The organism is Pseudodesulfovibrio hydrargyri, from assembly GCF_001874525.1.
Classification (GTDB): domain Bacteria; phylum Desulfobacterota; class Desulfovibrionia; order Desulfovibrionales; family Desulfovibrionaceae; genus Pseudodesulfovibrio; species Pseudodesulfovibrio hydrargyri.
The window spans coordinates 431,828-456,653 of record NZ_LKAQ01000001.1 but is presented as its reverse complement, the minus strand read 5'-3'; the positions used below and the strand labels follow the sequence as shown (position 1 = coordinate 456,653).

Below are 24,826 nucleotides of genomic sequence, written 5' to 3'. Positions count from 1 at the left end.
GCAACCATGGATATGCAAGTCAATTTCGGCGGTCTTTTCCTCAAGAACCCGGTCATGACCGCGTCCGGGACCTTCGGCTTCGGCCTGGAATTCGCCCCCTACGGCGACCTGACCCGGCTGGGCGGCTTCGTGGCCAAGGGGTTGTCGCTCAAGCCGCGCGAGGGCAACCCCATGCCGCGCATCGCCGAGACGCCGTGCGGCATGCTCAACGCCATCGGCATCCAGAATCCGGGCGTGGAGTATTTCGTGACCAAGGCGCTGCCGTACTTGCCGTGGCGCGAGGTGGCCGTCATCGCCAACCTGTACGCCTGCGACGCCGAGGAGTTCGGCGAACTGGCCGGGGTGCTGGCGGGCGAGGAGGGCGTGGCCGCGCTCGAGGTCAACGTGTCCTGCCCCAACGTCAAGGAGGGCGGCGTGGCCTTCGGCCAGGACCCGGCCCAGATCGCCAGGGTCACCGAGGCGGTCAAGAAGAAGGCCGGGAACAAGCACGTCATGGTCAAGCTCTCGCCCAACGTGACCGACATCGCGGTCTGCGCCAGGGCCGCGGCCGAGGGCGGGGCCGACTCCCTGTCCCTGATCAACACCCTGTCCGGCATGGCCGTGGACATCCGCAGCCGCAGGCCGCGCATCGCCAATGTCATCGCCGGTCTGTCCGGCCCGGCCGTCAAGCCGGTGGCCCTGCGCTGCGTGCACCAGGCCGTGCGGGCCGTGGACATCCCGGTGGTCGGCATCGGCGGCATAGCCTCGGCCGAGGACGCCCTGGAGTTCATCCTGGTGGGCGCGCAGGCCGTGCAGGTCGGCACCGCCAATTTCCTGCGGCCGGACTTCGCCTTTGGCCTGGCCGACGAGATGGAGGCCCTGCTGTCCGAGATCGGCGCGGCTTCCTTGGACGAGTTCCGGGGCAGCCTGCAACTGCCGCTTTAAAAAGGGGAAAATTTGTGCTTGCCAAGCCCCACCATATTGGGTAGAAACTGCCTCTCTGACGCGGAGAGGTGTCCGAGTCCGGCTTAAGGAGCACGCCTGGAAAGCGTGTTTGGGGGGAACTCCAACGGAGGTTCAAATCCTCTCCTCTCCGCCACTGAATGCAAAAGGCCTACGGGAATTCCCGTAGGCCTTTTTTCGTGTCGCGGGCCGGGGTGCGCAGACTGGGCTAGCGTGGGTCCCGGGGGCTCGCGATCAGGTTGTCGTCGACATCTTTCCTTTTGGCGTTTTTCTCCATTCCCTTTGTCTTGTCCCGGGCCGGGCCCGATATGCGCTTGGCGGAAATGGGTTGGTCAGACAGGAGGAATCTGATTTCCGTCTCGCTGAGAATGGGTTCGTGCCCATTGTTGTCGAACATGTGTGCCGCCTTGGTTGAGGTTGCCCCCCTCCTGTATTGTTAAGCGCTCCGGCCGCCGCCGAGGTTACAGAAAAGTGGCTGCCGTCCGGCGGAAAAGGCCGGGAATAAGGGCTGGCACGGGCCGCGGCCATGTGGTATTCTATTGCATCTTAAATGCTTTTTTTCACCTGGCAGGGCAAAACGGAGGTCCCTTCGGGGTGCGATCGATGAGGCGGCTTGTTCGAATCTTTCTGGCGCTATGCTGTCTGGGGCTTGCTTTTGCGGCAGCACCCGCCCGGGCGGCGGAGCCGACGTTTTACTGCGGCATGGCCACGGGCTATCCGCCGTATCAGTACCTGGACGACAAGGGGGAACCGGCCGGTCTCGACGTGGAGGTGACCCGGCTTGTCCTCGCCCGGCTCGGCGCCCGGGTGCGCATGGTGCCCGGGCACTGGGACGACATCGTCGCCAATCTGCGTCTGGGGCGGCTGGACTGCGTGTGCGGCATGGAGATCAACCGGGAACGCATGAATTTCTTCGCCTTCACCTCGCCCTATTACAGCCGAAAAGTGGTCATCTTCGTGCCCCGGGGCGAGACGGGCATCCGCTCGGCGGACGACCTGGTCGGCAAGGTGGTGGCCGGTGACCGCAACTCCTTTGTGGAGCGGTACCTGAAGGAGCGGGGAGTGTTCAACCTCGTCCGCATCGTCAGGACCAAGACCAAGGAGCAGTCCATGCGCATGCTCAAGGAGGGCAAGGCCGTGGCGGCGATCGCGCCCCTGGCCGTGGGCCGTCTTCTGGCGGACCGGGAGGGCCTGGACGTCCGGGTCATGGATGTGGGCGATCCCGGCTCTCCCGTGGGGTTCGCCGTGGAAAAGGGGAACGCCGCCCTCTTGGGGAAACTGGAAAAAACCCTGGAAACGCTGAAGCGGGAAGGCGTCCTGCAGCCGGTTCTCGATCGTTGGCTGCGTTGAAGCCGCGCCGGATGCGGATGTTGAATATAATCGACTGGAAGTTGGCTTCGGCCTATGAGATGGATGTGTATGGAACTTTCGAATCGGGCCGGTTCCCGCAGGCCGCCGACGGGCGATGCGGCGGGGAGCGGCCTGTAACAGGGCCCTGAGCCATTCCCGGAGAAGGCGCGGACCATGCCATTGCTGCATAAAATCAGGAGTGATCGCTCCCTGGTGCAACACCTGACCTCGAGCCTGGTCATGGTGGTGGTCCTTTCCTCCTTCGCCGTTTCCTCGATCATCTTCATCATCCTGTTCCAGAAGTCCGAAGCGCAATTCCAGCAGCGGGCGGATGAGGCCCTGACGCACCTGGCCAACAGCCTGGAATCCTACCTCTGGCATATGGAGGAGGAGTCCGTGGTCAACCTGTGCAACACGTTCGCCAACATCGACATCGTGGTCCTCATCGAGGTCCGCGACCATCGGGGCAACGACATTTACCGCTACGGCGAGGCCACCCCCGGCGAGACGATCATCAAGGAAAAGCGGATAACCTACGACAACATCGAGGTCGGCGTGGTCCGGCTCGGCCTGACCCCGGCCATCTTTCGGGAGAAGGTCTACGAGACCACCTGGATCAGCCTGCTCTCCCTGCTGTCCGTGGTCATCGTGGTAGGCCTGTCCACCCGTCTCATTCTGAACCGCAGCCTGCGCATGCCGCTGGGCCGGCTCATTCAGCGCATCGAGGGGCTCTCGGCCGGGGAGTATTCCGAGCACGAGGAGGAGCAGGGCGGGTTCCTGGAGGTCCAGCACATCCTTTTCAAGTTCAACGAGATGGCCAAGCAGGTCCGGCTGCGCGAGACCGAACTGCGGGCCAGCGAGGAGAAGTACCGCCGCCTGTTCGAGACGAGCATCGAGGGCATCGTCATGATCGACGTGTCCGAGCACATCTTCCAGGTCAACCGGATATTCGCGGACATGCTCGGCTACACCGAGGACGAACTGGTGGGCATGTACGTGCCGGACCTCATTCACGGCGACGACCAGGGGAACCACCGCAACGAGATCGAGAAGCGCCGCGCCGGGCAGGCCTCCCAGTATGAGCGGCGGTTCGTGCGCCGGGACGGCAGCGAGGTCTGGGCCATGATCTCCGCGAGCCCCCAGTTCGATCCGGAAGGCAATTTCGACGGGGTCTTCGCCATGGCCACGGATATCACCCCACTGCGCATCGCACAGGCCAACCTCAAGACCGCCTACGAAGAACTGGAGAAACGGGTCGTCGAGCGCACGGACGAGCTGAACAAGACCAACCGGCTGCTGACCTCGGAGATCCACATCCGCAAGCAGACCGAGAAGGAGATCATCAAGGCCAAGGAGGCGGCGGAAAAGGCCACCCAGGCCAAAAGTGAATTCCTGGCCAACATGAGCCACGAGATCCGCACACCCATGAACGCCATCATCGGCATGACCCATTTGATCAAAATGACCGAGCTCTCGGCCGCCCAGCGGGACTACCTGAACAAGATCGACATCTCGGCCAAGTCCCTGCTCGGCATCATCAACGACGTGCTCGACCTGTCGAAGATCGAGGCGGGCATGCTCACCGTGGAATCCGTGGGCTTCAAGCTGGAGCAGGTCCTCGAACAGCTGACCACCATCGTCTCGCCCCGGGCCAACGAAAAGAAGCTCGAATTTCTCATCAGCGTGGGCAAGGACGTGCCGCCCGCCATACAGGGCGACCCCATGCGCCTGGCCCAGATCCTCATCAACCTGTGCAACAACGCCGTCAAGTTCACCGACGAGGGGTCCGTGGTGGTGGCCATCTCCACCGTGGAAAAGGGGATGGACACCGCCAAGCTGCGCTTTACGGTCAGGGACGACGGCATCGGCATCAAGGCGGACAAGATCCAGGAGCTGTTCCAGCCCTTTACCCAGGCCGACGCCTCCACCACCCGGAAATACGGCGGCACCGGCCTGGGGTTGAGCCTGTGCAACCAGTTGGTGGACCTCATGGGCGGCGAGATCGGGGCTGAGAGCGAATTCGGCAAGGGCAGCCTGTTCTGGTTCGAGGTCACCTTCCCCATACACCGGGAGGAGTCCGAGAGCGCGACTCTGCCCCAGGAACTGCTCGGCATGCCCGCCCTGGTGGTGGACGACAATCCCACCTCGCGGATCATCCTCAAGGGCATGCTCGAGTACATGGGATTGTCCGTGACCACGGCCAAGTCGGGCTTCGAGGCCATCGACATCCTGCATGGATGCGGCGGCGAGGAAGGCTTCAAGCTGCTCGTGGTGGACTGGCGCATGCCGGACATGGACGGTCTGGAGACCGCCGAAAAGATTCTCAAGGACGAGGCCATCGAGGTCAAGCCGCCCATGTTCATGGTCTCGGCCTACGGCAACGCCTCGCTGGTCAAGCGGACCAACGAACTGGGCTTCCGCGGCCTGCTCTTCAAGCCGGTGAATCAGTCCTTCCTGTTCAATCTGGTTGTCGAAACCCTGGGCAAGGGCATGGTCACCCTGAACGAGGTCGTCCGGCCCGAAAAGGCGCTGGATCAACTCGCCGGCAAGCGGGTCCTGCTGGTGGAGGACAATGAGATCAACCGCCAGGTGGCCCAGGAGATCCTGGCCTCCATCGGGGTCGAGGTCTTCGAGGCCTTCAACGGGCGGAGCGCCCTGGAGTTTCTGGACGGGAACGAAGTGGACCTGGTGCTCATGGACATCCAGATGCCGGTCATGGACGGCCATGAGGCCACCCGGCGTATCCGCGCCCAGGATCGCTTCAAGGACCTGCCCATCGTGGCCATGACCGCCCACGCCATGCTCGCCGACATCGAGATGAGCAAGGAGGTGGGCATGAACGACCACATCGCCAAGCCTTTTGATCCGGACGACCTGTTCGCCGTGCTGACCAAGTGGCTGGTCAAGGGAACGGGCAAGGCGGCCGCCCCGGTCCGGATCGAGGCCGAGACGGAGCGGTCCCCTGCGGACGAGGAGTCCCTCCCGGCCATGATGCAGGGCATCGACGTGCAGCTCGGCCTGCGCCGCGCCCGGGGCAACGAGAAGCTCTATCGGACGCTGCTCCTGCTCCTGGACGAGAAGTATGCGGGCGCCGCCGTGCAGATCGGCGAGCACCTGGGCGCCGGGAAACGCGAGGAGGCCGTGGCCCTGGCCCATTCGGTCAAGGGGACCTCCGGCATGCTCGGGGCCATGGATTTGTTCGAGGCCGCCGGGGCCCTGGAAAAGGCCCTGGACCAGGGGGACGAAAATCCCGCCGAACTGCTGGCCGTGTTCACGGACCGGCTGGCCGTGGTGGTCGGGAGCATCGGCGTGCTCAAGCAGTCCCAGTCCGAGGAATCGGAATTTCCGGAGGGCGGGGAGGCGGCTTCGGCCGAGGAACTCCTGGCCAGCCTGGAAGGCCTCAGGGGCCCCCTTTCCCAGGGAGCCCCGGTGGAGTGCCGGGAGCGGAGCCGGGACGTCAAGGCGTTGGTCTGGCCCGAAGAGACGCGGAGCGAAGTCAAGCAGCTGCTCAAGTCCATCGCCGAGTACGATTTCAAGAACGCCCTGGTTGTGCTCGAGGAATTGCGGGCCTCCATCGGCCAGGCCTGATCGGACAATGAAAAAGGCGCGTTCATAGCTGAACGCGCCTTTGAGTGGAAACCGGACACCCGGCAGCAATCAATACCGCTGCTTCCTCTCGGACCTGACGGGGTTCTCGACGCAACCGCCGTCCGGCTTCCCTCTGTACGGGAATGGTCTTCCTACAGCGTTCCCGATCGTTCGTCAACTCCCCCTTTGCATCGATCTCCACGGTTCTCGGAGAGAATACGCTCCCTTTGGAGTCTGGATGTTGCATCCCGGCGGGGTTTCCGTTTAGGCTGGGAAAAACCGCAACAGGCGAGGTACCGGTGAACGCTTTCGACAAGAAAATCGGCGGGCCGCTTCTGGCCGCCGATCTGGATATCCTGCAGGTCAACGTGGGACTCAAATGCAATCAGGCCTGCATCCATTGCCATCTGGAATGTTCCCCCGCGCGCGAGGAACTCATGGACCGCGCGACCATGGAGCGGATCGTGTCCTTGGCCGAATCCGTCCGGCCCGGGTTGGTGGACATCACCGGCGGCGCGCCCGAACTCAACCCGCACCTGAAGGATTTCATCACCGCCCTGACGGACCTGGGCCTGGTCGTGCAGTCGCGGACCAACCTGTCCGCCATGGAGGAGCCGGGTATGGACGGCTATCCCGAATTCTTCGCCGAAAAGGGCGTGGGGCTGGTGGCGTCCATGCCGTGCTATCTCGAGGAGAACGTCAACCGCATGCGCGGGGAGCGGTGCTACGCCAGTTCCATCCGCATGCTCAAGCGGCTCAACGGGCTCGGCTACGGGCAGGGGAACGGCCTGACCCTGGACCTGGTCTTCAATCCGGGTGGTCCGGACCTGCCTCCGGACCAGAAATGCCTTGAAGACGCCTACAAGCGGGAGATGCTCGACAGACACGGGGTGGCCTTCGACCGCCTTCTGACCATCACCAACCTGCCCGTGGGCCGGTTCATGCTCATGCTCGAGGAGCAGGGCAGGGACGGCGAATACTTGGAGCTTTTGGACGGCTCCTTCAATCCGGCCACCGTGGACGGGCTCATGTGCCGCCACCAGGTCAATGTCGGTTGGGACGGAAGGCTCTACGACTGCGACTTCAACCAGGCCCTGAATCTCGGCACGGCCCCGGACGCGCCGGACCGGCTGGGGGATTTCGACCTGGCGGCCTGGGTCCGCAGGAGAATCGTCACCGGCCCGCACTGCCTGGGCTGCACCGCCGGGGCCGGATCGAGCTGCGGCGGGGCCATTAAGGCCTGATTCCCTTCGAAAATCGTGGCCGGACCCCGGTTTTCGTCCCGGCGTTGACAAAACCCCGTATTTGGGCCACCCCACGGGCATGAAAATCGACGCCGTACCCTTTTTTATCGAGCGCAACTTCATTTTGATCGCCGTGGGCATGTCCGCCGTGGCCCTGGCGCATCCTCCGGCCTTCACCTGGGTCAAGCCGCACATCCCCCTCGGGCTGGGGATCATCATGTTCGGCATGGGGCTGACCCTGGAGTTCGGGGATTTCGTGGACATCCTGCGCAAGTGGCCCCTGGTGGGACTGGGCATGATTCTGCAGTACGCCATCATGCCGCTCTTGGCCGTGTCCATATCCCATGTCCTGGGGTTGCCCGCGGACATCACCATCGGCATGATCGTGGTCGGTGCCTGTCCGGGCGGCACGGCCTCCAACGTCATCGCCTACCTGGCCAAGGCCAACGTGCCCCTGTCCGTGACCATGACCCTGGCCTCCACCTGCCTGGCCCCGGTCCTGACCCCGGCCATCATCTATCTTTTCCTCGAACGCCAGGTCGAGATCGACTTCTGGTCCATGGTCACGTCCGTATTCTGGATCGTGGTCTTCCCCCTGATCGACGGCCTTGTCCTGCGGCGCATCTTCCGCCGTCGGCTGGAGCCGTTCCTGCGCTGGTTCCCGTCCCTGTCCATCATCGTCATCGCCCTGCTCATCGCCTGCATCATCGGCCTGAACCAGGCGACCCTGCTCGGGCTGCCGCTCCTGGCCCTGGTGGCCGTAGTCCTGCACAACAGCCTGGGCCTGGCCGCCGGGTACGGACTGGCCCGGGCGGCGCGCTGCGGGAAGAGGGACGCCCGAACCCTGGCCATCGAAGTGGGAATGCAGAATTCCGGCCTGGGCGTGGCCCTGGCCGTGAAGCATTTCGGGGCGGCCACGGCCCTGCCCGGCGCGCTCTTCAGCCTGTGGCACAACCTCTCCGGCGTGGCCCTGGCCCGGCGTTGGCGCAATAGGACCGACTAGCTCCTCCTCGCAGTGAGGCGTAATGAATTCCTATTCTTGCTTGACTTGTGTTACTAAATTGATAGTGGTAACATCATTCGATCAAGAAATGGTCTTTCATGTTTGCAACACTGTGAGGAGCGTGTGATGAAAAAGTTGATTTTCGCCTTGGCGGTTATGTCCGTCGTGCTGTTCGCCGGACAGGCCTTCGCCCACTTCGGCATGCTGATCCCGGACACCGACGAATTGACCCAGGCCAAACGGACCGTGAACCTGGTCCTGTCCTTCTCCCATCCCTTCGAAGGGCAGGGCATGGAGCTGGAAAAGCCCGCAGCGTTTTTCGTGGCCGTGGACAATGACCAGCGGATCGATCTGCTGGCCACCCTGAAACCGGCCGAAGTCATGGGCCACTCCGCCTGGAAGACTTCTTTCACTGCCAAGGCCCCCGGCCTGTACACCTTTGTTTTCGATCCGGTTCCCTACAAGGAGGACGCCGAGAACAACTACATCCGCCACATCACCAAGGTGGTGGTCGACGCCTACGGCGAGGGTGAGAACTGGAACACTCCCCTCGGCCTGGACACCGAGATCGTGCCGCTGACCCGGCCGTTCGGCAACTACGCGGGCAATGTCTTCCAGGGCGTGGTCCTGGTGGGCGGCAAGCCCGCTCCGTACACCCGCGTGGAAGTGGAATTCTACAACAAGGACGGCAAGCGTGAAGCGCCCAACGAGCGCATGGTCACGCAGGAAGTGCTGGCCGACGGGCAGGGCGTGTTCACCTTCGCCTGTCCGTGGAAGGGGTGGTGGGGCTTTGCCGGCCTGAACACCGCCGAAAAGCCCTATGAAGGCCGCGAACTCGAAATGGGCGCGGTCATCTGGGTGGAAATGAAGTAGCCTATCCCTGTCCGGCAGGCCGTTGGCGCCGTTTTCGGCGTCAGGGCCTGTCGGACGCCTTTTCTTCCATCCTGCCCAGGATGGGCGTGACGAATTCGTCCGGCATGGCCCCGCAGGCCGCGCCGATGTAGGCCCCGACAATGGAGCCGATGATCAGGTTGGTCCCGTCCGGGCTGACCGCCACCTGGAACAGGGTGCCCACCAGAGTGCCCATGAATCCGCCCATCATCCAGCCGTCGTTGTTCACCCCTCGATAGGGCTTCATGCCCCTGACGGCGCGGAAGCAATCCTTCAGGAAGAATCCGGTGAATCCGCCGAAAAAGGCCCCCAACAGGGTCAGCAGCATGCCCGGAAACGCGGTGTGCAGGGTCAGGCCGTACCGCACCGACCCCTCGATGATACCCGCCAGCCCCCCGACGATCAGCAGACCGTGGAAGCTTTTTTCCTTGGTGTCGGGTCTGGGGATGAATTCCTTCATGCGTCCTCCTGCGCCGGGCAGATTATTCCGCATCCCGGCATCTAACGGGTCCATTGCCAGATTCATGCCGTTGTTCCGAGCTTTTCCCCGATCCGATAAATGTGTTAAACAGCTGTTTGAAAAGACTTTTCCGTTTTACATTTATTTGCCTGTCATGTATGCATTGGCAGTTTGTGCAATATGTAACGCAATGCTCCCGGAGCGGGATGGAACCGTCGCATCTGGGAGGGTGCTGGGAGCATTGGAAGAACGCTGCCGTAGGTGCGGCAACTACCTAAGGGGGAAGGATGAAACGCGCATCCGCATATTTTGTATTCAGTTTTCTGGTCTGCCTGCTGGCGACCGCGTCCGTGGTCCAGGCAGGCGGCTTTGCGCTGTACGAGTGGGGCAACCGTGCATTGGGCATGGGCACGGCCAACTACGCCACCGGCGCTGACGCTTCGGTCGTCGCCTACAACCCGGCGCTGATGACCAGGCTCGAGGGCACCAACGTCTACGGCGGCGTGACCGCGGTCTCTCCGAATTCGGATGTGTCCATCAACGGCGACACCAGCAGCACCCAGAATCAGGTTTTCGGCGTCCCCCACGGTTTCGTGACCCACCAGATCAGCGACGATTGGACACTCGGCATGGGCGTGTTCACCCGGTTCGGCCTGGGCACCAAATTCGACGGGGACTGGCCCGGGGCGACGCTGCTCAAGGAGGCCCGGCTGGAAACCTTCTCCTTCAACCCGAGCGTGGCCTACAAAGTGAACGACGACCTGTCCATCGGGGGCGGCATCGAGATCATCAAGGGCGACTTCTTGCTCAGGAAAAAGCTGCCCGTTCCGGCTGGCGGAGGCGACCTTCGGGTCAAGGTGTCCGACACCGCCCTGGCCTTCAATCTGGGCCTGGCGTACAAGCCCATCGACATGGTCACCGTGGGGTTGAGCTACCGCTCCCCCGTGCATTTCGAAGGACACGGGCATGAGTCCGTGACCAACAACATGGGTTGGACCAACTCGGACAAGGCCACCATGATCGCCGATTTCCCGGCGAGCTACACGGTGGGGCTGGGGATCACCCCCACCGAGAAGCTGACCATCGAATTCGACGTGATCTACACCCAGTGGGAGCAGTTCGACCGCATCGAGTTCGACTTTGAACCTTCCTTTGCTCTGGGCGACAATGCCGAGGACTTCAACTACAAGTCCGCCTGGCGTTTCCAGCTGGGCGCGGAATACAAGCTCACCGACGCCCTGGCCATGCGTGCGGGCTACGTCTACGACCAGACGCCCATCCGGCACGAATACGCCTCTCCCATGCTGCCCGCCAACGATCGCCAGATGTTCACCCTGGGCGCTGGCTACAAGTGGGATTCCTGGACCGTGGACGTGGCCGGCATGTATCTCATCAGCAAGGAACGTAGCGGCATGAGCAAGAGCGACGGAGTGGATTCCTACAGCATGGATTTCAAGAACGGCCGGACCTGGGGACTCGGCTCCTCCATCGGCTATACCTTCTGATTGCTGCGAATCGAGAAGTTCAAGGCCCCTGCTTCGGCAGGGGCCTTTTGTTTGGTCGATGCGCAGCTTCCCGATGGGGCCCGGCGGTGAAAACGTGGCGGCGCTCCGGCACCCCGCCTCAAGAACGCCGGTTACTCCCGGCGCCGCCCGAAGAGGACATACCCGGCCAGACCGGAGCCCCCCGCCAGCAGCAGGACCGCTGTGGAGGGTTCGGGCGTGGGGACGGCAACGGGTTCATTGTAGGTGAAGTCGTCCATGACGAATGTCGGTCCGGTTCCGCCGTCGTTGGGGGAAAAATCGACACCGCCGAACGGGGAGAGGGTCAGGCTGTCAATCCCGGAGAAATCGAAGGAGAACTGATTGGCGGACAGGGTGTCCACGGTGATGGTTTGGCCATAGAGTTGGGAGCCGCCGAGATAGCCCTTCACGTCGATGTTCAGGCTGGTGTTCCAGGCCGCCGTGAAATAGGCGCTGTTGAAAGTGAACAGGGAATCGTCGAAACGCCTGATGTTGAGATCGAGCCCGTAGCCGTTGAAAAGGGTATTGTGCGGGCTGACCGTTCCGGTCTCAAACCCGCTGTCCGGACGGTAGGAGTCCTGGATATAGAATGCGTTCCACCCCCAGCTGAAGGATGAATAGCCGGGGGAAATGGTGCCGGTGTTCCCATCGAATTCGTCGAAGCCGACGGTGGAGGCCTGGGCGGCTCCTGCGGCCATGATCAATAGCATAAGGGCAATCAGCAAGTTCTTCATGTTGCTCCCTCCCTGTTGCCGGTTGAGGTCAATGCGGCAGCGGTGGACGTCAGAGGGAAATATGCAAAACATATACCATAATGATAATTATTATCATCATAAATGGTTGTCGGAATGCGGTTGGTCGGACAATGTAAAAAGGCGACGAAACATGTCGGCTTTATTTACACGAATGGGAGTTGTCCGGTGGTTTGGCCCGTGCGGCGACAGGGGGGGGCCGAGCTCCGATTGCCGCACGCGTGTTGCTCCATGGCGGGCTTTGCAATCGGTCCTGGCCGCCAGTCATTTGGGCTTTCCCGGTCCGGTCCACGTGGACTTGTCCCACATTGACCCGCTTGGCCATTGTTGACAGACTTCGGGTAAATGTTGATGAGTTGGCAGCGAGGAACGCATGATAGAACTCAATACCGTTACGTTCGCCTATCCCGTCGGGGACGAGGTCCTGTCCGGCGTGTCCCTGACGGTGGAAAAGGGGGGGCTGCTCGGCCTGGCCGGCGCCAACGGCAGCGGCAAGTCCACTCTGCTCTCCCTGATGGCCGGCCTGTTCGCCCCCTCGCGGGGGAGCCTGGAAGTGGCCGGGCGCGTCAGCCCGGGACATGAGGGGGACATCCGCAACGTCTGCCGTTTGGTCATGCAGGACGCGGACCTGCAAATCCTCGGGGCCACGGTGGAGGAGGACCTGCTCCTGGGCCGCGCGCGCGGCCAGGCCGCCACGGCCGAGGCCCGGACCATGGCCGAACGGTTCAACCTGCTGAAATACTGGGACAGTCCGGTTCAGACCCTGTCCTGGGGCACCAAGCGCAAGCTCTGCCTGACGGCGGCTCTCCTGGACAGACCGCGCGTGCTTCTCCTGGACGAGCCCTTCAGCGGCCTGGATTATCCCGGCGTGCGCGAGATGCGCGCCCTGATCCGGGCCAACCGGGAGGCCGGGCTGACCCAGGTGGTCTCCAGCCACGACCTGGAAAGCTTCATCGACCTGGTGGACGGCCTGGCCGTGCTCGACAATGGCCGACTGGTCCTGAACGGTCCGGCGGAAAGCGTGCTCGACCACGTGGCCGAGCACTCGGTGCGCGCGCCGGGCTCCTGGACCGCCTGTCGGACCATCGTGCCGTGGGACGAAGGGGAGCCCCGATGATCGACGTGGCCGGGACGGTCCGCGCCCTGGACCCGCGCCTCAAGCTGGCGGCGGCCCTGCTGGCCGGTCCCTGTTTGTGGAAGGTTCCTGTGGCGGCAGCCACGGCCTGCGCCCTGATCCTGCTCGTTCTGGTCCTGTTTCTGGCCGCCGGGCAGCCGGGCGGGGGCAGGATGGTCCGCAGCCTGCTTTCCTTCGTCTTCTTCTGGGTGGCGGTCAAGGTTCTCCTGGACGCCGTCTCCGGCGTGCCCATGGAGCACATGGCTCTTGATGCGGCCCAACTGGCCGTGCGCCTGGTGGCCCTGCTCATGCTCGGCCTGGGGCTGGCCCTGTCCACTTCGGCCCGCGCCCTGGGACTGGCCGTGGCCTGGGCCCTGAGGCCGTTTGTGGGCCGCAGCCGCGCCTGGCGCATCGCACTGGCCCTGTCCCTGATGGTCCATTTCCTGCCCGTCTGCCTGTCCACTCTGTCGGGCGTGCGCGAGGTGGCCGCCCGGCGTTTTCCCGAGGCCGGGTTCTTCCGGCGCATGCGCATGGTCCCCCAGGCCGTGGTCCGCAATCTCGGGCAGAAAACCTGGAACCAGACCTTGGCCGTGGCCTGCCGCGGCCTGGACCGTCCCGGGGCCTGGGATGCCGACTTCGCCTGGTCCGGCCGGGACTGGTTCGGCTCCGTCCTGGTGCTCGCCGCTGCCGGAGCCATGTTTTTCCTGTAGCCTCCTTTTGTCCGTATTGACGGAACGAGTCGTCCCTCCTACTGTTTCCCGAAGGGCAGCCCTGCCCGCCAGACCGCAATATCCAGGGGGAAATCATGTCCACCATCACCCAGATGACGCCGGATGAGGCCCGCAAATTCATGGAAGGCAGCAAACCGGACTCGTTCACGCTCCTCGACGTCAGGCAGGAATCGGAATACGAGCAGGACCACATCCCGGGGGCGAAATTGCTGCCCCTGTCGGAGTTGCCCGACCATTTCGACGAATTGGACAAGGCCAAGCCCCTGCTGGTCTATTGCGCCTCGGGCGGCCGATCCATGGCCGCGGCCGGGCTCCTTCAGGGCCAGGGGTTCGAGGACGTCAACAACCTGGTGGGCGGCATCTCCTCCTGGGAGGGCGAGGGCGCGTTCGGTCCCATGGAACTGGGCATGATCGCCTTCACCGGGGCCGAAGGCCCGGCCGAGATCATTCTCAAGGCCTACGCCATGGAGAACGTGCTCCAGGCCTTTTACGTACAGCGCGCGGACATGGCCGAGACCATGGAGCGCATCGGGCTGTTCATGCGCCTGGCCGGGTTCGAGGACCGACACAAGGACGTCCTGTACGAGCTCTACACCCGCATCGCCGAAGAGGTCATGAGCCGCGAGGAGTTCGAGCAGACGGCCCTGCGCAACGCCACGGACATGGCCGAGGGCGGGGTGCCGGTCGACGAGTTCATGGACCGTTTTCCCGGCGCGTTCGAAGACGACCTCGGCGTGCTGGAGTTGGCCTCCATGGTCGAGGCCCAGGCCCTGGACTATTACCTGCGCTGCGCCATGCGCGCCAAGAGCGAGGGGACGCGGGACGTGTTCCAGCTCCTGGCCCGCGAGGAAAAGGCCCATCTCAAGATCATCGGTAAGTACATGGACGGCAAGGAATGAGTCCGGCCCGGCGCGGTCAGTTCGTCGCGGCGGGCTCCCGGTGGCGCAGGTTGGGCGCGACGATGCCCAGGACGATCAGTACAGCGCCCCAAATCTGAAGCTGGACCACGGGTTCGCCCAGGAACACGGCCGCCGCCGCCAGGGTGATGACCGGCTCCACGGACGAAAAGATGCAGACGTAGGCGCTGCCGACCCGCTCTATGGCCGTGTACTGCAAGGTCGCGGCCAGCAGGCCCGGGAAGAGGCCCAGCGCCAGGCTGATGCCCGCCTGTTCCAGGTTCATCGATCCCCACGCATGGATGTCGCCCGACAGGGTGAAGGACACCGCCGCGAACCCGATGACGTAGAAGGTGGCGGTCAGCGGTTTGATTCCCTTGAGCAGTACCTGGATCAGGATGACGTAGACGGAGAAGGTGGCCATGGCCCCCAGGGCGTAGGCCAGCCCTGTTCCGTCCACCTCGCGCAGGAAGGCGTCGTAGAAGACCAGGCAGCAGCCGGTCATGACCAGGGCCAGGGAGAGGACGACCACCCGGTTGATGCGCATGCGCAGGAACTGTGAGGAGAGCAGGGTCACCGCCATGGGGTGTCCGTACAGAACCAGGGCCGCCGTGGAGGCCGGGATGGTCTCCAGCGAGTAGACGAAGCAGGAGGTCTGCATCCAACAGACCACCAGTCCTAGAAAGGCGCATTTGCCCAGGTCGCGCAGGGAGATGCGCAGCATCCGGGGGGACTTGGCCAGCAGGTAGAGGAACAGCATGGCCGTGGCCACGGTGAAGCGCGTCTGCATCATCACCGCGCCGTCCATGCCCGCCATGTAGCCGAACTTGATCAGGATGGCCATGGAGCCGAAGCAGGCGGCCGAAATCACCGCATAGATGAGTCCTCTGAGCACGATGCTATTCCGGCAAGGCCATGTAGGCCATGTATTCCTGGTTGCCCTTGGGTCCCAGTATCTGGGACGGCACCACGCCGCGCACGGTCAGCCCGAGTTCGGTCTCGCAGAACCCGACCACCATGTCCACGGCCTCCTGTCGCAGCCGCTTGCTGCGGACCACGCCCTTGTCGGTCTGGCCCGGGCCCACCTCGAACTGCGGTTTGATCAGGACCACCAGCTCGCCGCCGGGCTTGAGGAATTGCAGGCACGCGGGCAGGATCTTGGTCAGGGATATGAACGATACGTCGGCCACGATCACGTCCACCGGCTCCGGGATCAGGTTCGGCTCGGCATGGCGCACGTTGGTCCGCTCCAGGTTGACCACCCGGTCGTCCTGCCTCAGCTTCTCGTGCAACTGGCCGTAGCCCACGTCCACGGCATAGACCCGCACCGCGCCGAACTGGAGCATGCAGTCCGTGAACCCGCCCGTGGACGCGCCCGCATCCATGGCAATCTTTCCCTTGAAATCGATGGAGAATTCCTCGATGGCCGTGAGCAGCTTGTACGCCCCGCGCGACACGAACCGCTCGTCCTTCGGGACCACGAATTCCGTTTCCGGGTCGAACTGCTGGCCCGGCTTGACCACCGGCGTCTTCTGGCCCCGGTCCATGTAGTGGACCTTGCCGGCCATGATCAGCCGCTTGGCCTTGCCACGGCTCTCCACAAGGCCCTGCTGGGCCAGGAGCTGATCCGCGCGTTGTTTTTTGGGCATTTGGGTGTGCCTCCGGCGGCCGGGGGAAGGGGAGAGGGAAAGCCCTTTTCAAAGGGTTTCCCTCTCCCCTTCCCCCGGACCTCCATCCCCTCTCCCTTCCTAAACTTTTTGGGCCGCCTGCGGCGGGAGCGGGAGAGCGGGGGAGTGGTTATTTCTTTTCGAGGCCGAGTTTGGCGACCACCTTGTCGGCGGTCTTGCGGGTGAAGTCCGCTTCGGACAGGGTTTCCTTCTCCTCCAGGGAGATGACCAGTTCCGGCTTGTTGGCCAGGGCCATGTCCGGCTTGACGCCGAATTCGGGCGGGAAGGAATTGTCGAAGTACATATTCTGGAAATCCACGAACTTGAGCTGGTGGGCCGTGGAGTCGAGGACGCACAGTTCGTCCTTGCTGACCAGGCCGAGCTCCAGGGCGCGCTTGGCCCCGGCAAACGACTCGCCGCCCTGGGTGCAGGCGATGTGCCCGTTGCGGTTGGCCTGGATCATGGAGTCCATGATCTGCTGCTCGGTCACCTGGATGACCTGGAAGGCGCGCTTCCCGCCCACGGCCTCGAACTTCTCGGCAAAGTATTTGACGCGCGGGAACGAGACCGGGTTGCCGATCATGGCCGCCTGGGCCACGGACGCACTGACCTTCATGGGGTGGTATTCGCGCTCCTTCGGGTCGTCCACCGCGTAGTAGCGGTAGACCGGGTCCGCGTGGTGGGACTGTACGCCGAATATGCGCGGCAGTTCGGTGATGACTCCCAGGTCGTATAGCTTGAGAAAGCCGGCCATGATGGCGGTGATGTTGCCCGCATTGCCAATGGGCACGAAGATGCACTTGTCCTTCATGTCCCAGTCGAACCACTGGGCACACTCGAAGGCGTAGGACTCCTGGCCCAGGATGCGCCAGGCGTTTTTGGAGTTGAGCAGGGCCACGCGGTAGTTGTCGGCCAGGTGCTCGACCACCTTCATGCAGTCGTCGAACACGCCGGGCACTTCCAGGACCACGGCCCCGGAGCCGAGCGGCTGGGCCAGTTGGGCCGGGGTGACCTTGCCGTGCGGCAGGATGACCACGGACTTGATGGCCCCGCCCGCGTAGGAGGCGTAGAGCGCGGCCGCGGCCGAGGTATCGCCCGTGGAGGCGCAGACCGTCAGGATCTGGTCCCAGCCATGGCGGCGGATGAGCGAGCGCAGGTAGGAGAAGCCGCAGGCCATGCCCCGGTCCTTGAACGAGGCCGACGGGTTCTGGCCGTCGTTCTTGTAGGCCGTGGTCAGCCCGGTGGCCGCGTTGAGCGCCGGGCTGGAGGCCACCAGCGGGGTGTTGCCCTCGCCGAGGTAGACGATGTCCTCCTCTTCGAGCACCGGGGCCATGAGCTCATAAAAGCGGAAGATGCCGCGCAGGGCGGTCTTCTTGGATGCCGCGCGCTGATCGAAGATGGCCCGCCACTGCTCGCCGCTGGTCTTTTTCAGCTCGTCGAAATTCAGGTTGTCGAGCAGGAACACGCCGCCGCAGTCGGGGCAGGTGTAGTACAGCTCGTCGGTGGGGAATCGCTTGCCGCAGCCCAGGCAGAAGTATTCCATGCGGCCGCGGTAGGAGGGAAAAAGATCGGCAGTCATTGTCTCACCCGATGGGAATAAGGTTCTCTCGTCACACTCGCCTCGAAAGGGACCAAAGATTCGCTTAAAAGGTAGTGTATGGCAAGTCAAAATTATGTAGGCTGGCCTTGCAAACAGCGGGACGGCGGGCCTTTTTCTCTTCGTCCCGAACCGGAGAGGCATCGGATGAGGAAGAGAACCATATCGCTGGTCCTGGGCAGCGGCGGGGCGCGCGGGCTGGCGCACATCGGCGTCATCCGCTGGCTCGAGGAGCACGGTTGCGAGATAAAGTCCATCTCGGGCTGTTCCATGGGCGCGCTGGTGGGCGGCATCCACGCCACCGGCAAGCTCGACGAGTACGAGCGGTGGGCGCGGCGCATCACCAAGCGGGACATGCTCGCCCTGATGGACCTGTCCTTCGGCATGGACGGGCTGATCAAGGGCGACCGGCTCATCGACACCCTGCGCGACGTGGTCGGCGAGGAGCGCATCGAGAACCTGCCCATCAGCTTCACGGCCGTGGCCGCGAACATCTCCCGGCGCAAGGAGGTCTGGATACGCAAGGGGCCGCTCTTCGACGCCATCAAGGCGTCCATCGCCCTGCCGCTGGTCTTCAAGCCCGTGGTGGTCAACGGCGAGGACATCATCGACGGCGGCATCCTCAACCCCGTGCCCATCGCCCCGACCTTCGGCGACCTGAACGACTTCACCATTGCCGTGAACCTGTGCGCGCCTCCGGTCAAGGGGGCCGAGATCAAGGCAGGCAAGCACGACGGCGACAACGGCTCCGGGGTGTCCCACGCCGTGACCGAGTTCATCGGCTCCATGACCGACAAGATCGCCCAGAAGCGCAAGGACATCCGCGCCTATGACATCCTCTACAAGTCGTTTGACGCCATGCAGGGCTCCATTGCCCGGCAGAAGATCGCGGCCTACCCGCCCGACGCCGTCTTGGACATCCCCATCAACCTGTGCGGCCTGATGGACTTCGACAAGGCTGCGCCTATCATCGAGCACGGCTATAAGCTGGCCGGAGAGCGGTTGCCCAAAGTCTTTTCGGCGAGATAGGTCCGTTCGGTCAGGCCGATGGTCCGCATCGGCGATTTCGGATTGTCCGTATCCCCGTTCCGGCCATAGTATGGCCCTCAACAACCATTGAAGGAGGCAACATGTTGGAAAGCCAAATGGAATTGCGGGTGGAAAACGGGCGCAATGCGGCCATTTACAAGAAACTCATGCCCGAGGTGGCCGAGCCCTACACCGCCCTGAACCAGGAAGTCTACAAGGACGGCGCGGTCAGCGGCAAACACAAGCGGCTCATGGCGCTGGTGGCGGCCTTGTGCTCGGGGTGCCGGGCGTGCATCCTCTTTCAGTGCGACCAGGCCATCGAACTGGGAGCAGAACTGGAAGAGATTCTCGAGGCCTGCGCTGTGGCCGTGGCTTTGCGCGGGACCATGGGCATGGGCGAAACCGAACGCGTGGTGGCTTACCTGCGCGAGCGGGGATTGATCACCGACTAGAGGAAAGGGGCTCGGGGACGGCCGCGCCGTCCTCCAAAAGGAACTCAGGGCCAGACGCGCGGGATGGACAAAATGACCATGGTAGCGCCGATGGCGGTCTTGACCGTGAAGCCCAGCGCCTTGCCCACGAACGCGCCCTTGGCCGCGCGCAGGGCCTCGGGCCGGGTGCGGCCAGGGGTCTCGGCGATGAAACAGCCGAGCCAGGCTCCGCCCAGGGCACCGGCAAGGGCGCCCAGGCCGAAGAGGAAGGGCGCGCCGAAGATGGCTCCGGCCACCGCCCCGACGATGCCGCCCACGTTCCCGCGCACGGACGCGCCGTAGCGGCCCGCGCCCCAGGCCTGCAGGCCGAATTCCAGGGCCTCGCCAGCGGCCGCGGCCACGCCCAGGACGACGACGAAGTTCCAGGTCATGGACTCGGGGTAGACGTACTTCCACAGGGCCACCAGGGCCAGCGCCACCCAATTGGCGGGCAGACTGAATATCTGGAGGATCTGGGAGAACATCAATCCCAGGATGAGCAGGACGGCCCAGACGTATTCCATGGGTCGGCCCTACTCCTTGCCGCGCAGGTCCACCACGCGCACGGCCTTGCCCTGGGCCTTGGGGATGGATTCGGACTGGCACAGCTCCACGCGCGGGGTGACCAGGATCTCCGAGCACAGGTTTTTGGCGATGCGCTTCTGCAATCCCTGCAGGGCGCGCATGTCCTCCACGAAGTATTCGTCCTTGATCTCCACCTTGACGCGCATCTGGTCGGACACGCCCTCGCGGACCAGTTCGATGAGATAGTTCTGGCCCACCTCGGGCATGGCCATGAGGCACTGCTCGATCTGCATGGGGTAGATGTTCACGCCCTTTAAGATCATCATGTCGTCGGCCCGGCCGGCGATGCGGTCGATGCGCCGGTGGGTCCGGCCGCACTCGCACTCGCCCGGAATGAACCGGGTCAGGTCGCGGGTCCGGTAGCGGATGATCGGCATGCCCTCGCGTGTGAGGGTGGTCATGACCAGCTCGCCCACTTCGCCTTCGGCCACGTGTTCCCCGGTCTCGGGGTTGATGACCTCGGCGATGTAGGCGTCCTCCCACAGGTGCATGCCCTTCTGGTGGACGCACTCGAAGGCCACGCCCGGGCCGTTCATCTCGGACAATCCATAGGAGTTGTACGCCTTGATGTGCATGAGCTGCTCGATCTTGGCCCGGGCCTGCTCGGTGTGGGGCTCGGCGCCGATGAGCGCGATGCGCCACGGCATGTCCTTGGGATCGTATCCGGCCTCGCGGACTTGTTGGGCGAAATACAGGGCGAACGACGGGATGATGTGCAGGACCGTGACCTGGTGGTCGAGGATCATCTTGATCTGGCGCTTGGTGTTGCCCGCGCCCGCCGGGATGGTCAGCATGCCCAGCCGCTCGGAGCCGTAGTGGATGCCCAGGCCGCCGGTGAACAGCCCGTAACCCGAGGTGTTCTGCAACACGTCGGATTTGCGGCAGCCGCAGCAGTACATGGACCGGGCCATGAGGTCGGCCCAGGTGTCCAGGTCCTTCTGGGTATAGAACACGGCCACCGGGGTGCCGGTGGTGCCGCTTGAGGCGTGCAGCCGGACGAAGTCGTCCAGGGGCCGGGCCAGCAGCCCGTGCGGATACTGGTTGCGCAGGTCGTCCTTGGTGGTGAAGGGCAGGGAGGTGATGTTCGCCGGGCTTTTGATGTCGCCGGGTTCCAATCCCTTGAGACGCTCGGCATAGAAGGGCGAACGCTTGGCGATTTCGATGGTCTGTCTGAGGCGTTCGGCCTGGAGCGATTCCAGGGCGGCGCGGTCCATGGTCTCTACCGGATCGTAGTACATAGCGGTTCCGCGTGATTGATGTTAGTCGGAGTCCGGATGGAACCCCTCGGGCAGTTCCGAGGGATAGGCCGTGGCGTCCATGTTCTCGAACAGGGTGTATTCCTTCTTGAAGAAGAGTTCGCACCGTCCGGTGGGGCCGTTGCGCTGCTTGCCGATGATGACTTCCGCGTGGTTCTTGAGCGGGTTGTCCTCGCTCTTGTTGTACGCGGCGTCGCGGTAGAGAAAGATGATGATGTCCGCGTCCTGCTCGATGGCGCCGGATTCGCGCAGGTCCGACATCATGGGCCGCTTGTCCGTGCGCTCCTCGACCTTGCGGTTGAGCTGGGACAGGGCGATGACCGGCACGTTCAGTTCCTTGGCCAGGGCCTTGAGATGGCGCGAGATGTCCGAAATCTCCTGCTCGCGGGAGTCCGGCCGGGCGCTGGAGCGCATCAGCTGGAGGTAGTCGATGACGATCAGCCCGAGGTTGTGCTCGGCCTTGAGGCGGCGGCAGCGGGCCTGGAGCTCCAGGGTGGACAGGGCCGGGGTGTCGTCGATGAAGATCGGGGCCTTGCTGAGCACGTCAGCGCCCTCGTACAGCTTGTTCCAGTCCGAGTCGTCCAGGTAGCCGGTACGCAGGTTGGACAGCTCCACCTTGCTCTGCACGGCCAGCAGACGGGTCATGAGCTGCTCCATGGACATTTCCAGGGAGAAGATGGCCGTGGGGCATTCGGACCGGGCCGCGGCGCGCAGGGCCACGTTCAGGGCGAACGCGGTCTTGCCCATGGACGGGCGGCCCGCGATGATGATCAGGTCCGAGTTCTGCAGGCCCGCGGTCATGTTGTCGAACTCGTGGTAGTGGGTCTGGATGCCCGTGACCACGGACTTGTTGTTGAACCGGGCGGTCAGCTCGTCGAAGACCTTGGGCACCAGCTGGCCGCTGGACTGCATGCCGCGCATTTCCTTGGTCTGCGCGATGCGGAAAATTTCCTTTTCGGACTCGTCCAGGACCTCGCCCACGTCGGCGGAGGAGAAACAGTTGGAGATGATCCCGCTGGAGATGTCGATGAGCTCGCGCAGGATGCACTTGTCGCGGACGATCTGGGCGTGGTGCAGGGCGTTGGACGCGCTGACCACGGAGTCGGACAGCTCGGCCAGGTAGACCGGCCCGCCCACGGTGTCCAGGGTGCCGTTCTTGGCCAGCTGGTTGGCCACCGTGACCACGTCGATGGGCTGGTGGTCGTCGTAGAGCTGGGTGAAGGCCTTGAATATGTCCCGGTGGACGGGGGAGTAGAAATCGTCCGGGCCGATGATGTCCACCAGCTGGTGGAACATGGCCTCGGACTGGAACACGCCGCCGAGCACGGCCTGTTCGGCTTCGAAAGAGTGTGGGGGGACCTTGCGTAGGATATCGGAAGAGGCCCTGTCCAGGGCCTCTTCCGGATTATCGGCGTATTGGCCTGATTTAGGCCTCTGCGGTTTCGGCGTCTTCGGCATTCTCTACGGATTCCTCGACGGCCTCGGCCACTTCTGCGGTTTCTTCGACTTCTTCGATCTCCTCGACAACGGGGCCGCCGTGGCGGGCGACGGTGAGCTTCAGCTCGCCGCGAACGTCCGGATGCAGGCGGATCTCGATCTCGTACTCGCCGAGCGAGCGGATGGGCTCGGGCAGGATGATCTTGCGGCGGTCGATTTCGATGCCGGCGGCTTCCATGGCGTCACCGATGTTGGTGGTGGTCACGGAGCCGTACAGCTTGTCGCCGTCGCCGACCCGCACTTCGATCTCGATGGGGGAAGCGGCGATGCGCGAAGCCAGACCTTCGGCCTGGGCGCGCAGGGAATCGGCCTGCTCCTGCAGCTTGCGGCGCTCCAGTTCGAAGGCCTTCAGGTTGGCGGTGGTTGCCGGCTTGGCAAGTCCCTGGGGAATCAGGTAGTTGCGGCCGTAACCGGGCTTGACGGTAACGATGTCTCCGAGTCGACCCAAAGCGTCGACGTCAGCGCGTAAGATAAGTTTCATGGGTCCTCCCTCCTACATGGAGCTCCGTTTCTTCACATCGGTGCTGTGAACGGTGGTGTAGAAAAGCAGGGCCATCTGACGGGCGCGCTTGATCTCGTTGGTCAGCCGGCGCTGGTGCTTGGCGCAGGTGCCGGTGATGCGACGGGCGATGATCTTGCCGCGTTCGGTGACGAAGTCGCGGAGGATGTCCGGGCGCTTGTAGTCCAGGGGCAGCTCTGCGTCCGCGCAGAAGCGGCAGAACTTCTTCCTCGGGGTGAATTTTTTGCGGAAAGCCATGGTGAAACCTCCTAGGCAGCCAGTTTGACGGTCATGAACTTGAAGATGCCGTCGGTGATGCGGATGTTGCGCTCGAGTTCGGCAACCAGCGCGCCGGGGGCGTCGTACACCAGGCGAACGTAGTATCCACGGGTCTGCTTCTGGACGGGGTAGGCCAGCTGGCGCATGCCCCAGTCGTCGGTCTCAACCATCTTGCCGCCCTCGCGATCCACGATGCCGGTCAGAGTGTCCAGGATGGTGGTCCTGTCCTCTGCCGCCAGCTCCGGGGAGAGCAGGACGAGCGTCTCGTAATTGTTTGCCATTTCATTCTCCTTTTGGTCATTGGCCCTCCCCCACCTGGGGGAGAGCAAGGCAAGAGGCGTTACATATGGGGAATCGGGCCGAGTGTCAAGAGGCGCCCCAGGCCCCGATCCCCCTATTTCTTATCCTTGTCGCCGGGCGGCGTCCAGCCGCATTGGTTCGACGGCCCTCATCCTCCGCCGAATTTTCCGCGCAGGAACCGGCCGATGACCAGCCCCAGGACAACCAGGGCGATGAGCTGCAACCATTCGGGCATGCGCCCTCCTTAGACCTTCAGGTCCTCTCCGGTCAAAAGCTTGTACGCTTCGAGGTACTTTTCGCGGGTCCGCGCGGCGATGTCCTCGGGCACGTGCGGCGCGGGCGGCTGCTTGTTGAAGCCGATCTCCAACAGCCAGTCGCGGAAGTACTGCTTGTCGAAGCTCGGCTGGGACTGGCCCGGCGCGTAGCCCTCTTCGGGCCAGAAGCGCGAGGAGTCCGGGGTCAGGGCCTCGTCGATGAAGATCAGCTCGCCGTCCAGGATGCCGAATTCGAACTTGGTGTCCGCGATGAGGATGCCGCGCTTTTTGGCGTAGTCCCGGGCGCGGGTGTAGATGCCGAGCGCCAGCTTCTCGACCTTGCGCATCATCTCCTCGCCGAGCAGTTCGGCGGCCTTGTCAAGGGTGATGTTCTCGTCGTGCTCGCCCAGGTCCGCCTTGGTGGACGGGGTGAACAGGGCCTTTTCGAGCATCTCGGATTCCTTGAGTCCCTCGGGCAGCTTGTGGCCGCAGACCTCGCCGGTCTTGAGGTAGTCGGACCAGCCCGAGCCGGTGATGAAGCCGCGCACGATGCATTCGATGGGCAGGGGCTTGGCCTTCTTGGCCAGCACCGAGCGGTCCTGCAGCTGGTCGCGGTACTTGCGCAGCGGTTCGGGGTAGTCGTCCACGTCGGTGGCGAGGATGTGGTTGGGGACCAGGTCCTCCATCATCTTCATCCAGAACAGGGTGATCTGGTTGAGCACCTTGCCCTTGTCCTCGATGGGATCGGGCATGACCACGTCGAAGGCGGAAATGCGGTCGGTGGTCACCAGGAGCAGGGTGTCCGCGTCGATCTCGTAGATGTCGCGGACCTTGCCGCGGGAGATGAGCGGATATTCGGTGATGTTGGTTTCAAGAACGGCAGCCATGATATTCCCTCT

25 protein-coding genes, 1 tRNA gene and 1 other RNA gene are annotated in these 24,826 nt (G+C 63.6%); 13 read left to right on the top strand and 14 right to left on the bottom strand.

Translation table 11 applies throughout. The features are described from left to right. Positions 1 to 6 precede the first annotated feature (6 nt). Both BerOc1_RS02265 and BerOc1_RS02260 read left to right on the top strand, forming a co-directional pair. A complete protein-coding gene (locus BerOc1_RS02265; protein WP_071544092.1) occupies positions 7 to 924 on the top strand; it encodes a dihydroorotate dehydrogenase in 918 nt (305 codons plus the stop codon). Positions 925 to 986: 62 nt separating this feature from the next. Continuing rightward, positions 987 to 1,078: transfer RNA gene (locus BerOc1_RS02260), tRNA-Ser, on the top strand. A 72-nt stretch (positions 1,079 to 1,150) separates the two neighbouring features. Here BerOc1_RS02260 and BerOc1_RS02255 read toward each other — a convergent pair. Next, entirely contained in the window at positions 1,151 to 1,339 is a 189-nt protein-coding gene (locus BerOc1_RS02255; RefSeq protein WP_071544091.1) for a hypothetical protein, read from the bottom strand. A gap of 305 nt (positions 1,340 to 1,644) precedes the next feature. Between BerOc1_RS02255 and BerOc1_RS02250 the strand changes: the two genes are divergently transcribed. Further along, positions 1,645 to 2,292, top strand: a complete 648-nt coding sequence (locus tag BerOc1_RS02250) for a transporter substrate-binding domain-containing protein (protein ID WP_071544090.1) — start codon at positions 1,645 to 1,647, stop codon at positions 2,290 to 2,292. A 174-nt stretch (positions 2,293 to 2,466) separates the two neighbouring features. Then, positions 2,467 to 5,880: a hybrid sensor histidine kinase/response regulator gene (locus tag BerOc1_RS02245; RefSeq protein WP_084641003.1), complete on the top strand. Its 3,414-nt coding sequence runs from the start codon at positions 2,467 to 2,469 to the stop codon at positions 5,878 to 5,880. A 40-nt stretch (positions 5,881 to 5,920) separates the two neighbouring features. Here the strand turns inward: BerOc1_RS02245 and ffs are convergent. After that, an RNA gene (gene ffs / locus BerOc1_RS02240) (signal recognition particle sRNA small type) lies at positions 5,921 to 6,014 on the bottom strand. A 165-nt stretch (positions 6,015 to 6,179) separates the two neighbouring features. Here ffs and arsS point away from each other — a divergent pair. The 3 genes from arsS (at position 6,180) to BerOc1_RS02225 (ending at position 9,000) form a co-directional block, all read left to right on the top strand. Next, the gene (gene arsS / locus BerOc1_RS02235; protein ID WP_207503284.1) at positions 6,180 to 7,124 is read left to right on the top strand and encodes an arsenosugar biosynthesis radical SAM (seleno)protein ArsS; all 945 of its coding nucleotides are present in this window, start codon (positions 6,180 to 6,182) and stop codon (positions 7,122 to 7,124) included. Positions 7,125 to 7,203: 79 nt separating this feature from the next. Continuing rightward, positions 7,204 to 8,127, top strand: a complete 924-nt coding sequence (locus BerOc1_RS02230; RefSeq protein ID WP_071544495.1) for a bile acid:sodium symporter family protein — start codon at positions 7,204 to 7,206, stop codon at positions 8,125 to 8,127. Positions 8,128 to 8,253: 126 nt separating this feature from the next. Further along, positions 8,254 to 9,000, top strand: coding sequence for a DUF4198 domain-containing protein (locus BerOc1_RS02225; RefSeq protein ID WP_071544088.1), 747 nt, complete (start codon positions 8,254 to 8,256; stop codon positions 8,998 to 9,000). Between the two features lie 40 nt (positions 9,001 to 9,040). Here the strand turns inward: BerOc1_RS02225 and BerOc1_RS02220 are convergent, their stop codons facing one another. Next, positions 9,041 to 9,478, bottom strand: a complete 438-nt coding sequence (locus tag BerOc1_RS02220; protein WP_071544087.1) for a hypothetical protein — start codon at positions 9,476 to 9,478, stop codon at positions 9,041 to 9,043. A gap of 287 nt (positions 9,479 to 9,765) precedes the next feature. On the opposite strand from BerOc1_RS02220, the gene BerOc1_RS02215 reads away from it, so the two are divergent. Next, entirely contained in the window at positions 9,766 to 10,983 is a 1,218-nt protein-coding gene (locus tag BerOc1_RS02215) for an OmpP1/FadL family transporter (protein ID WP_071544086.1), read from the top strand. 131 nt (positions 10,984 to 11,114) lie between these two features. On the opposite strand, the gene BerOc1_RS02210 is transcribed toward BerOc1_RS02215, so the two are convergent. After that, complete coding sequence (locus tag BerOc1_RS02210) at positions 11,115 to 11,735, bottom strand: PEP-CTERM sorting domain-containing protein (protein ID WP_071544085.1); 621 nt, start codon at positions 11,733 to 11,735, stop codon at positions 11,115 to 11,117. 391 nt (positions 11,736 to 12,126) lie between these two features. On the opposite strand from BerOc1_RS02210, the gene BerOc1_RS02205 reads away from it, so the two are divergent. The 3 genes from BerOc1_RS02205 to BerOc1_RS02195 all read left to right on the top strand — a co-directional run bounded on the left by BerOc1_RS02205 (position 12,127) and on the right by BerOc1_RS02195 (position 14,497). Then, on the top strand, positions 12,127 to 12,870 hold the full coding sequence (locus BerOc1_RS02205) for an energy-coupling factor ABC transporter ATP-binding protein (protein ID WP_071544084.1): 744 nt from the start codon (positions 12,127 to 12,129) through the stop codon (positions 12,868 to 12,870). Next, positions 12,867 to 13,577, top strand: coding sequence for a cobalt transporter (locus tag BerOc1_RS02200; RefSeq protein ID WP_071544083.1), 711 nt, complete (start codon positions 12,867 to 12,869; stop codon positions 13,575 to 13,577). The genes BerOc1_RS02205 and BerOc1_RS02200 overlap by 4 nt, the downstream gene beginning before the upstream one ends. A gap of 95 nt (positions 13,578 to 13,672) precedes the next feature. Further along, complete coding sequence (locus BerOc1_RS02195; RefSeq protein WP_071544082.1) at positions 13,673 to 14,497, top strand: rhodanese-like domain-containing protein; 825 nt, start codon at positions 13,673 to 13,675, stop codon at positions 14,495 to 14,497. A 16-nt stretch (positions 14,498 to 14,513) separates the two neighbouring features. Here the strand turns inward: BerOc1_RS02195 and BerOc1_RS02190 are convergent, their stop codons facing one another. The 3 genes from BerOc1_RS02190 to thrC form a co-directional block, all read right to left on the bottom strand. Further along, positions 14,514 to 15,389, bottom strand: a complete 876-nt coding sequence (locus BerOc1_RS02190) for a DMT family transporter (protein WP_071544081.1) — start codon at positions 15,387 to 15,389, stop codon at positions 14,514 to 14,516. Between the two features lie 4 nt (positions 15,390 to 15,393). Then, positions 15,394 to 16,143 carry a TlyA family RNA methyltransferase gene (locus BerOc1_RS02185; protein ID WP_071544080.1) on the bottom strand — a complete coding sequence of 250 codons (750 nt, stop codon included), beginning with the start codon at positions 16,141 to 16,143 and terminating at the stop codon, positions 15,394 to 15,396. A 148-nt stretch (positions 16,144 to 16,291) separates the two neighbouring features. Continuing rightward, positions 16,292 to 17,740, bottom strand: coding sequence for a threonine synthase (gene thrC, locus BerOc1_RS02180; RefSeq protein WP_071544079.1), 1,449 nt, complete (start codon positions 17,738 to 17,740; stop codon positions 16,292 to 16,294). Positions 17,741 to 17,905: 165 nt separating this feature from the next. On the opposite strand from thrC, the gene BerOc1_RS02175 reads away from it, so the two are divergent. Both BerOc1_RS02175 and BerOc1_RS02170 read left to right on the top strand, forming a co-directional pair. Beyond that, complete coding sequence (locus BerOc1_RS02175) at positions 17,906 to 18,787, top strand: patatin-like phospholipase family protein (protein ID WP_071544078.1); 882 nt, start codon at positions 17,906 to 17,908, stop codon at positions 18,785 to 18,787. A gap of 101 nt (positions 18,788 to 18,888) precedes the next feature. Next, positions 18,889 to 19,239 (top strand): carboxymuconolactone decarboxylase family protein, encoded by a 351-nt coding sequence (locus tag BerOc1_RS02170; protein WP_071544077.1) that lies wholly within the window; start codon positions 18,889 to 18,891, stop codon positions 19,237 to 19,239. 44 nt (positions 19,240 to 19,283) lie between these two features. Here BerOc1_RS02170 and BerOc1_RS02165 read toward each other — a convergent pair whose 3' ends face one another. The 7 genes from BerOc1_RS02165 to BerOc1_RS02135 form a co-directional block, all read right to left on the bottom strand. Continuing rightward, the gene (locus BerOc1_RS02165) at positions 19,284 to 19,781 is read right to left on the bottom strand and encodes a DUF456 domain-containing protein (protein ID WP_071544076.1); all 498 of its coding nucleotides are present in this window, start codon (positions 19,779 to 19,781) and stop codon (positions 19,284 to 19,286) included. A 9-nt stretch (positions 19,782 to 19,790) separates the two neighbouring features. Then, positions 19,791 to 21,080 (bottom strand): phenylacetate--CoA ligase family protein, encoded by a 1,290-nt coding sequence (locus tag BerOc1_RS02160; protein ID WP_071544075.1) that lies wholly within the window; start codon positions 21,078 to 21,080, stop codon positions 19,791 to 19,793. A 21-nt stretch (positions 21,081 to 21,101) separates the two neighbouring features. After that, positions 21,102 to 22,556: a replicative DNA helicase gene (gene dnaB, locus BerOc1_RS02155; protein ID WP_071544074.1), complete on the bottom strand. Its 1,455-nt coding sequence runs from the start codon at positions 22,554 to 22,556 to the stop codon at positions 21,102 to 21,104. Then, the gene (gene rplI, locus BerOc1_RS02150) at positions 22,525 to 23,076 is read right to left on the bottom strand and encodes a 50S ribosomal protein L9 (protein ID WP_071544073.1); all 552 of its coding nucleotides are present in this window, start codon (positions 23,074 to 23,076) and stop codon (positions 22,525 to 22,527) included. The genes dnaB and rplI overlap by 32 nt, the downstream gene beginning before the upstream one ends. A gap of 12 nt (positions 23,077 to 23,088) precedes the next feature. Further along, a complete protein-coding gene (rpsR, locus tag BerOc1_RS02145) occupies positions 23,089 to 23,352 on the bottom strand; it encodes a 30S ribosomal protein S18 (protein ID WP_014321549.1) in 264 nt (87 codons plus the stop codon). A gap of 11 nt (positions 23,353 to 23,363) precedes the next feature. Next, positions 23,364 to 23,654 (bottom strand): 30S ribosomal protein S6, encoded by a 291-nt coding sequence (rpsF, locus tag BerOc1_RS02140; protein WP_014321548.1) that lies wholly within the window; start codon positions 23,652 to 23,654, stop codon positions 23,364 to 23,366. A 263-nt stretch (positions 23,655 to 23,917) separates the two neighbouring features. Next, positions 23,918 to 24,814, bottom strand: coding sequence for a phosphoribosylaminoimidazolesuccinocarboxamide synthase (locus BerOc1_RS02135; protein ID WP_071544072.1), 897 nt, complete (start codon positions 24,812 to 24,814; stop codon positions 23,918 to 23,920). Between the last annotated feature and the right edge of the window lie 12 nt (positions 24,815 to 24,826).

Excerpts from the sequence above, each read along its gene's own strand:
- BerOc1_RS02265 (WP_071544092.1), top strand. The coding sequence starts at position 7 with ATGGATATGCAAGTCAATTTCGGCGGTCTTTTCCTCAAGAACCCGGTC.
- BerOc1_RS02255 (WP_071544091.1), bottom strand. The coding sequence starts at position 1,339 with ATGTTCGACAACAATGGGCACGAACCCATTCTCAGCGAGACGGAAATC.
- BerOc1_RS02250 (WP_071544090.1), top strand. The coding sequence starts at position 1,645 with ATGGCCACGGGCTATCCGCCGTATCAGTACCTGGACGACAAGGGGGAA.
- BerOc1_RS02245 (WP_084641003.1), top strand. The coding sequence starts at position 2,467 with ATGCCATTGCTGCATAAAATCAGGAGTGATCGCTCCCTGGTGCAACAC.
- BerOc1_RS02230 (WP_071544495.1), top strand. The coding sequence starts at position 7,204 with ATGAAAATCGACGCCGTACCCTTTTTTATCGAGCGCAACTTCATTTTG.
- BerOc1_RS02225 (WP_071544088.1), top strand. The coding sequence starts at position 8,254 with ATGAAAAAGTTGATTTTCGCCTTGGCGGTTATGTCCGTCGTGCTGTTC.
- BerOc1_RS02220 (WP_071544087.1), bottom strand. The coding sequence starts at position 9,478 with ATGAAGGAATTCATCCCCAGACCCGACACCAAGGAAAAAAGCTTCCAC.
- BerOc1_RS02215 (WP_071544086.1), top strand. The coding sequence starts at position 9,766 with ATGAAACGCGCATCCGCATATTTTGTATTCAGTTTTCTGGTCTGCCTG.
- BerOc1_RS02210 (WP_071544085.1), bottom strand. The coding sequence starts at position 11,735 with ATGAAGAACTTGCTGATTGCCCTTATGCTATTGATCATGGCCGCAGGA.
- BerOc1_RS02205 (WP_071544084.1), top strand. The coding sequence starts at position 12,127 with ATGATAGAACTCAATACCGTTACGTTCGCCTATCCCGTCGGGGACGAG.
- BerOc1_RS02200 (WP_071544083.1), top strand. The coding sequence starts at position 12,867 with ATGATCGACGTGGCCGGGACGGTCCGCGCCCTGGACCCGCGCCTCAAG.
- BerOc1_RS02195 (WP_071544082.1), top strand. The coding sequence starts at position 13,673 with ATGTCCACCATCACCCAGATGACGCCGGATGAGGCCCGCAAATTCATG.
- BerOc1_RS02185 (WP_071544080.1), bottom strand. The coding sequence starts at position 16,143 with ATGCCCAAAAAACAACGCGCGGATCAGCTCCTGGCCCAGCAGGGCCTT.
- thrC (WP_071544079.1), bottom strand. The coding sequence starts at position 17,740 with ATGACTGCCGATCTTTTTCCCTCCTACCGCGGCCGCATGGAATACTTC.
- BerOc1_RS02175 (WP_071544078.1), top strand. The coding sequence starts at position 17,906 with ATGAGGAAGAGAACCATATCGCTGGTCCTGGGCAGCGGCGGGGCGCGC.
- BerOc1_RS02170 (WP_071544077.1), top strand. The coding sequence starts at position 18,889 with ATGTTGGAAAGCCAAATGGAATTGCGGGTGGAAAACGGGCGCAATGCG.
- BerOc1_RS02165 (WP_071544076.1), bottom strand. The coding sequence starts at position 19,781 with ATGGAATACGTCTGGGCCGTCCTGCTCATCCTGGGATTGATGTTCTCC.
- BerOc1_RS02160 (WP_071544075.1), bottom strand. The coding sequence starts at position 21,080 with ATGTACTACGATCCGGTAGAGACCATGGACCGCGCCGCCCTGGAATCG.
- dnaB (WP_071544074.1), bottom strand. The coding sequence starts at position 22,556 with ATGCCGAAGACGCCGAAACCGCAGAGGCCTAAATCAGGCCAATACGCC.
- rplI (WP_071544073.1), bottom strand. The coding sequence starts at position 23,076 with ATGAAACTTATCTTACGCGCTGACGTCGACGCTTTGGGTCGACTCGGA.
- rpsR (WP_014321549.1), bottom strand. The coding sequence starts at position 23,352 with ATGGCTTTCCGCAAAAAATTCACCCCGAGGAAGAAGTTCTGCCGCTTC.
- rpsF (WP_014321548.1), bottom strand. The coding sequence starts at position 23,654 with ATGGCAAACAATTACGAGACGCTCGTCCTGCTCTCCCCGGAGCTGGCG.
- BerOc1_RS02135 (WP_071544072.1), bottom strand. The coding sequence starts at position 24,814 with ATGGCTGCCGTTCTTGAAACCAACATCACCGAATATCCGCTCATCTCC.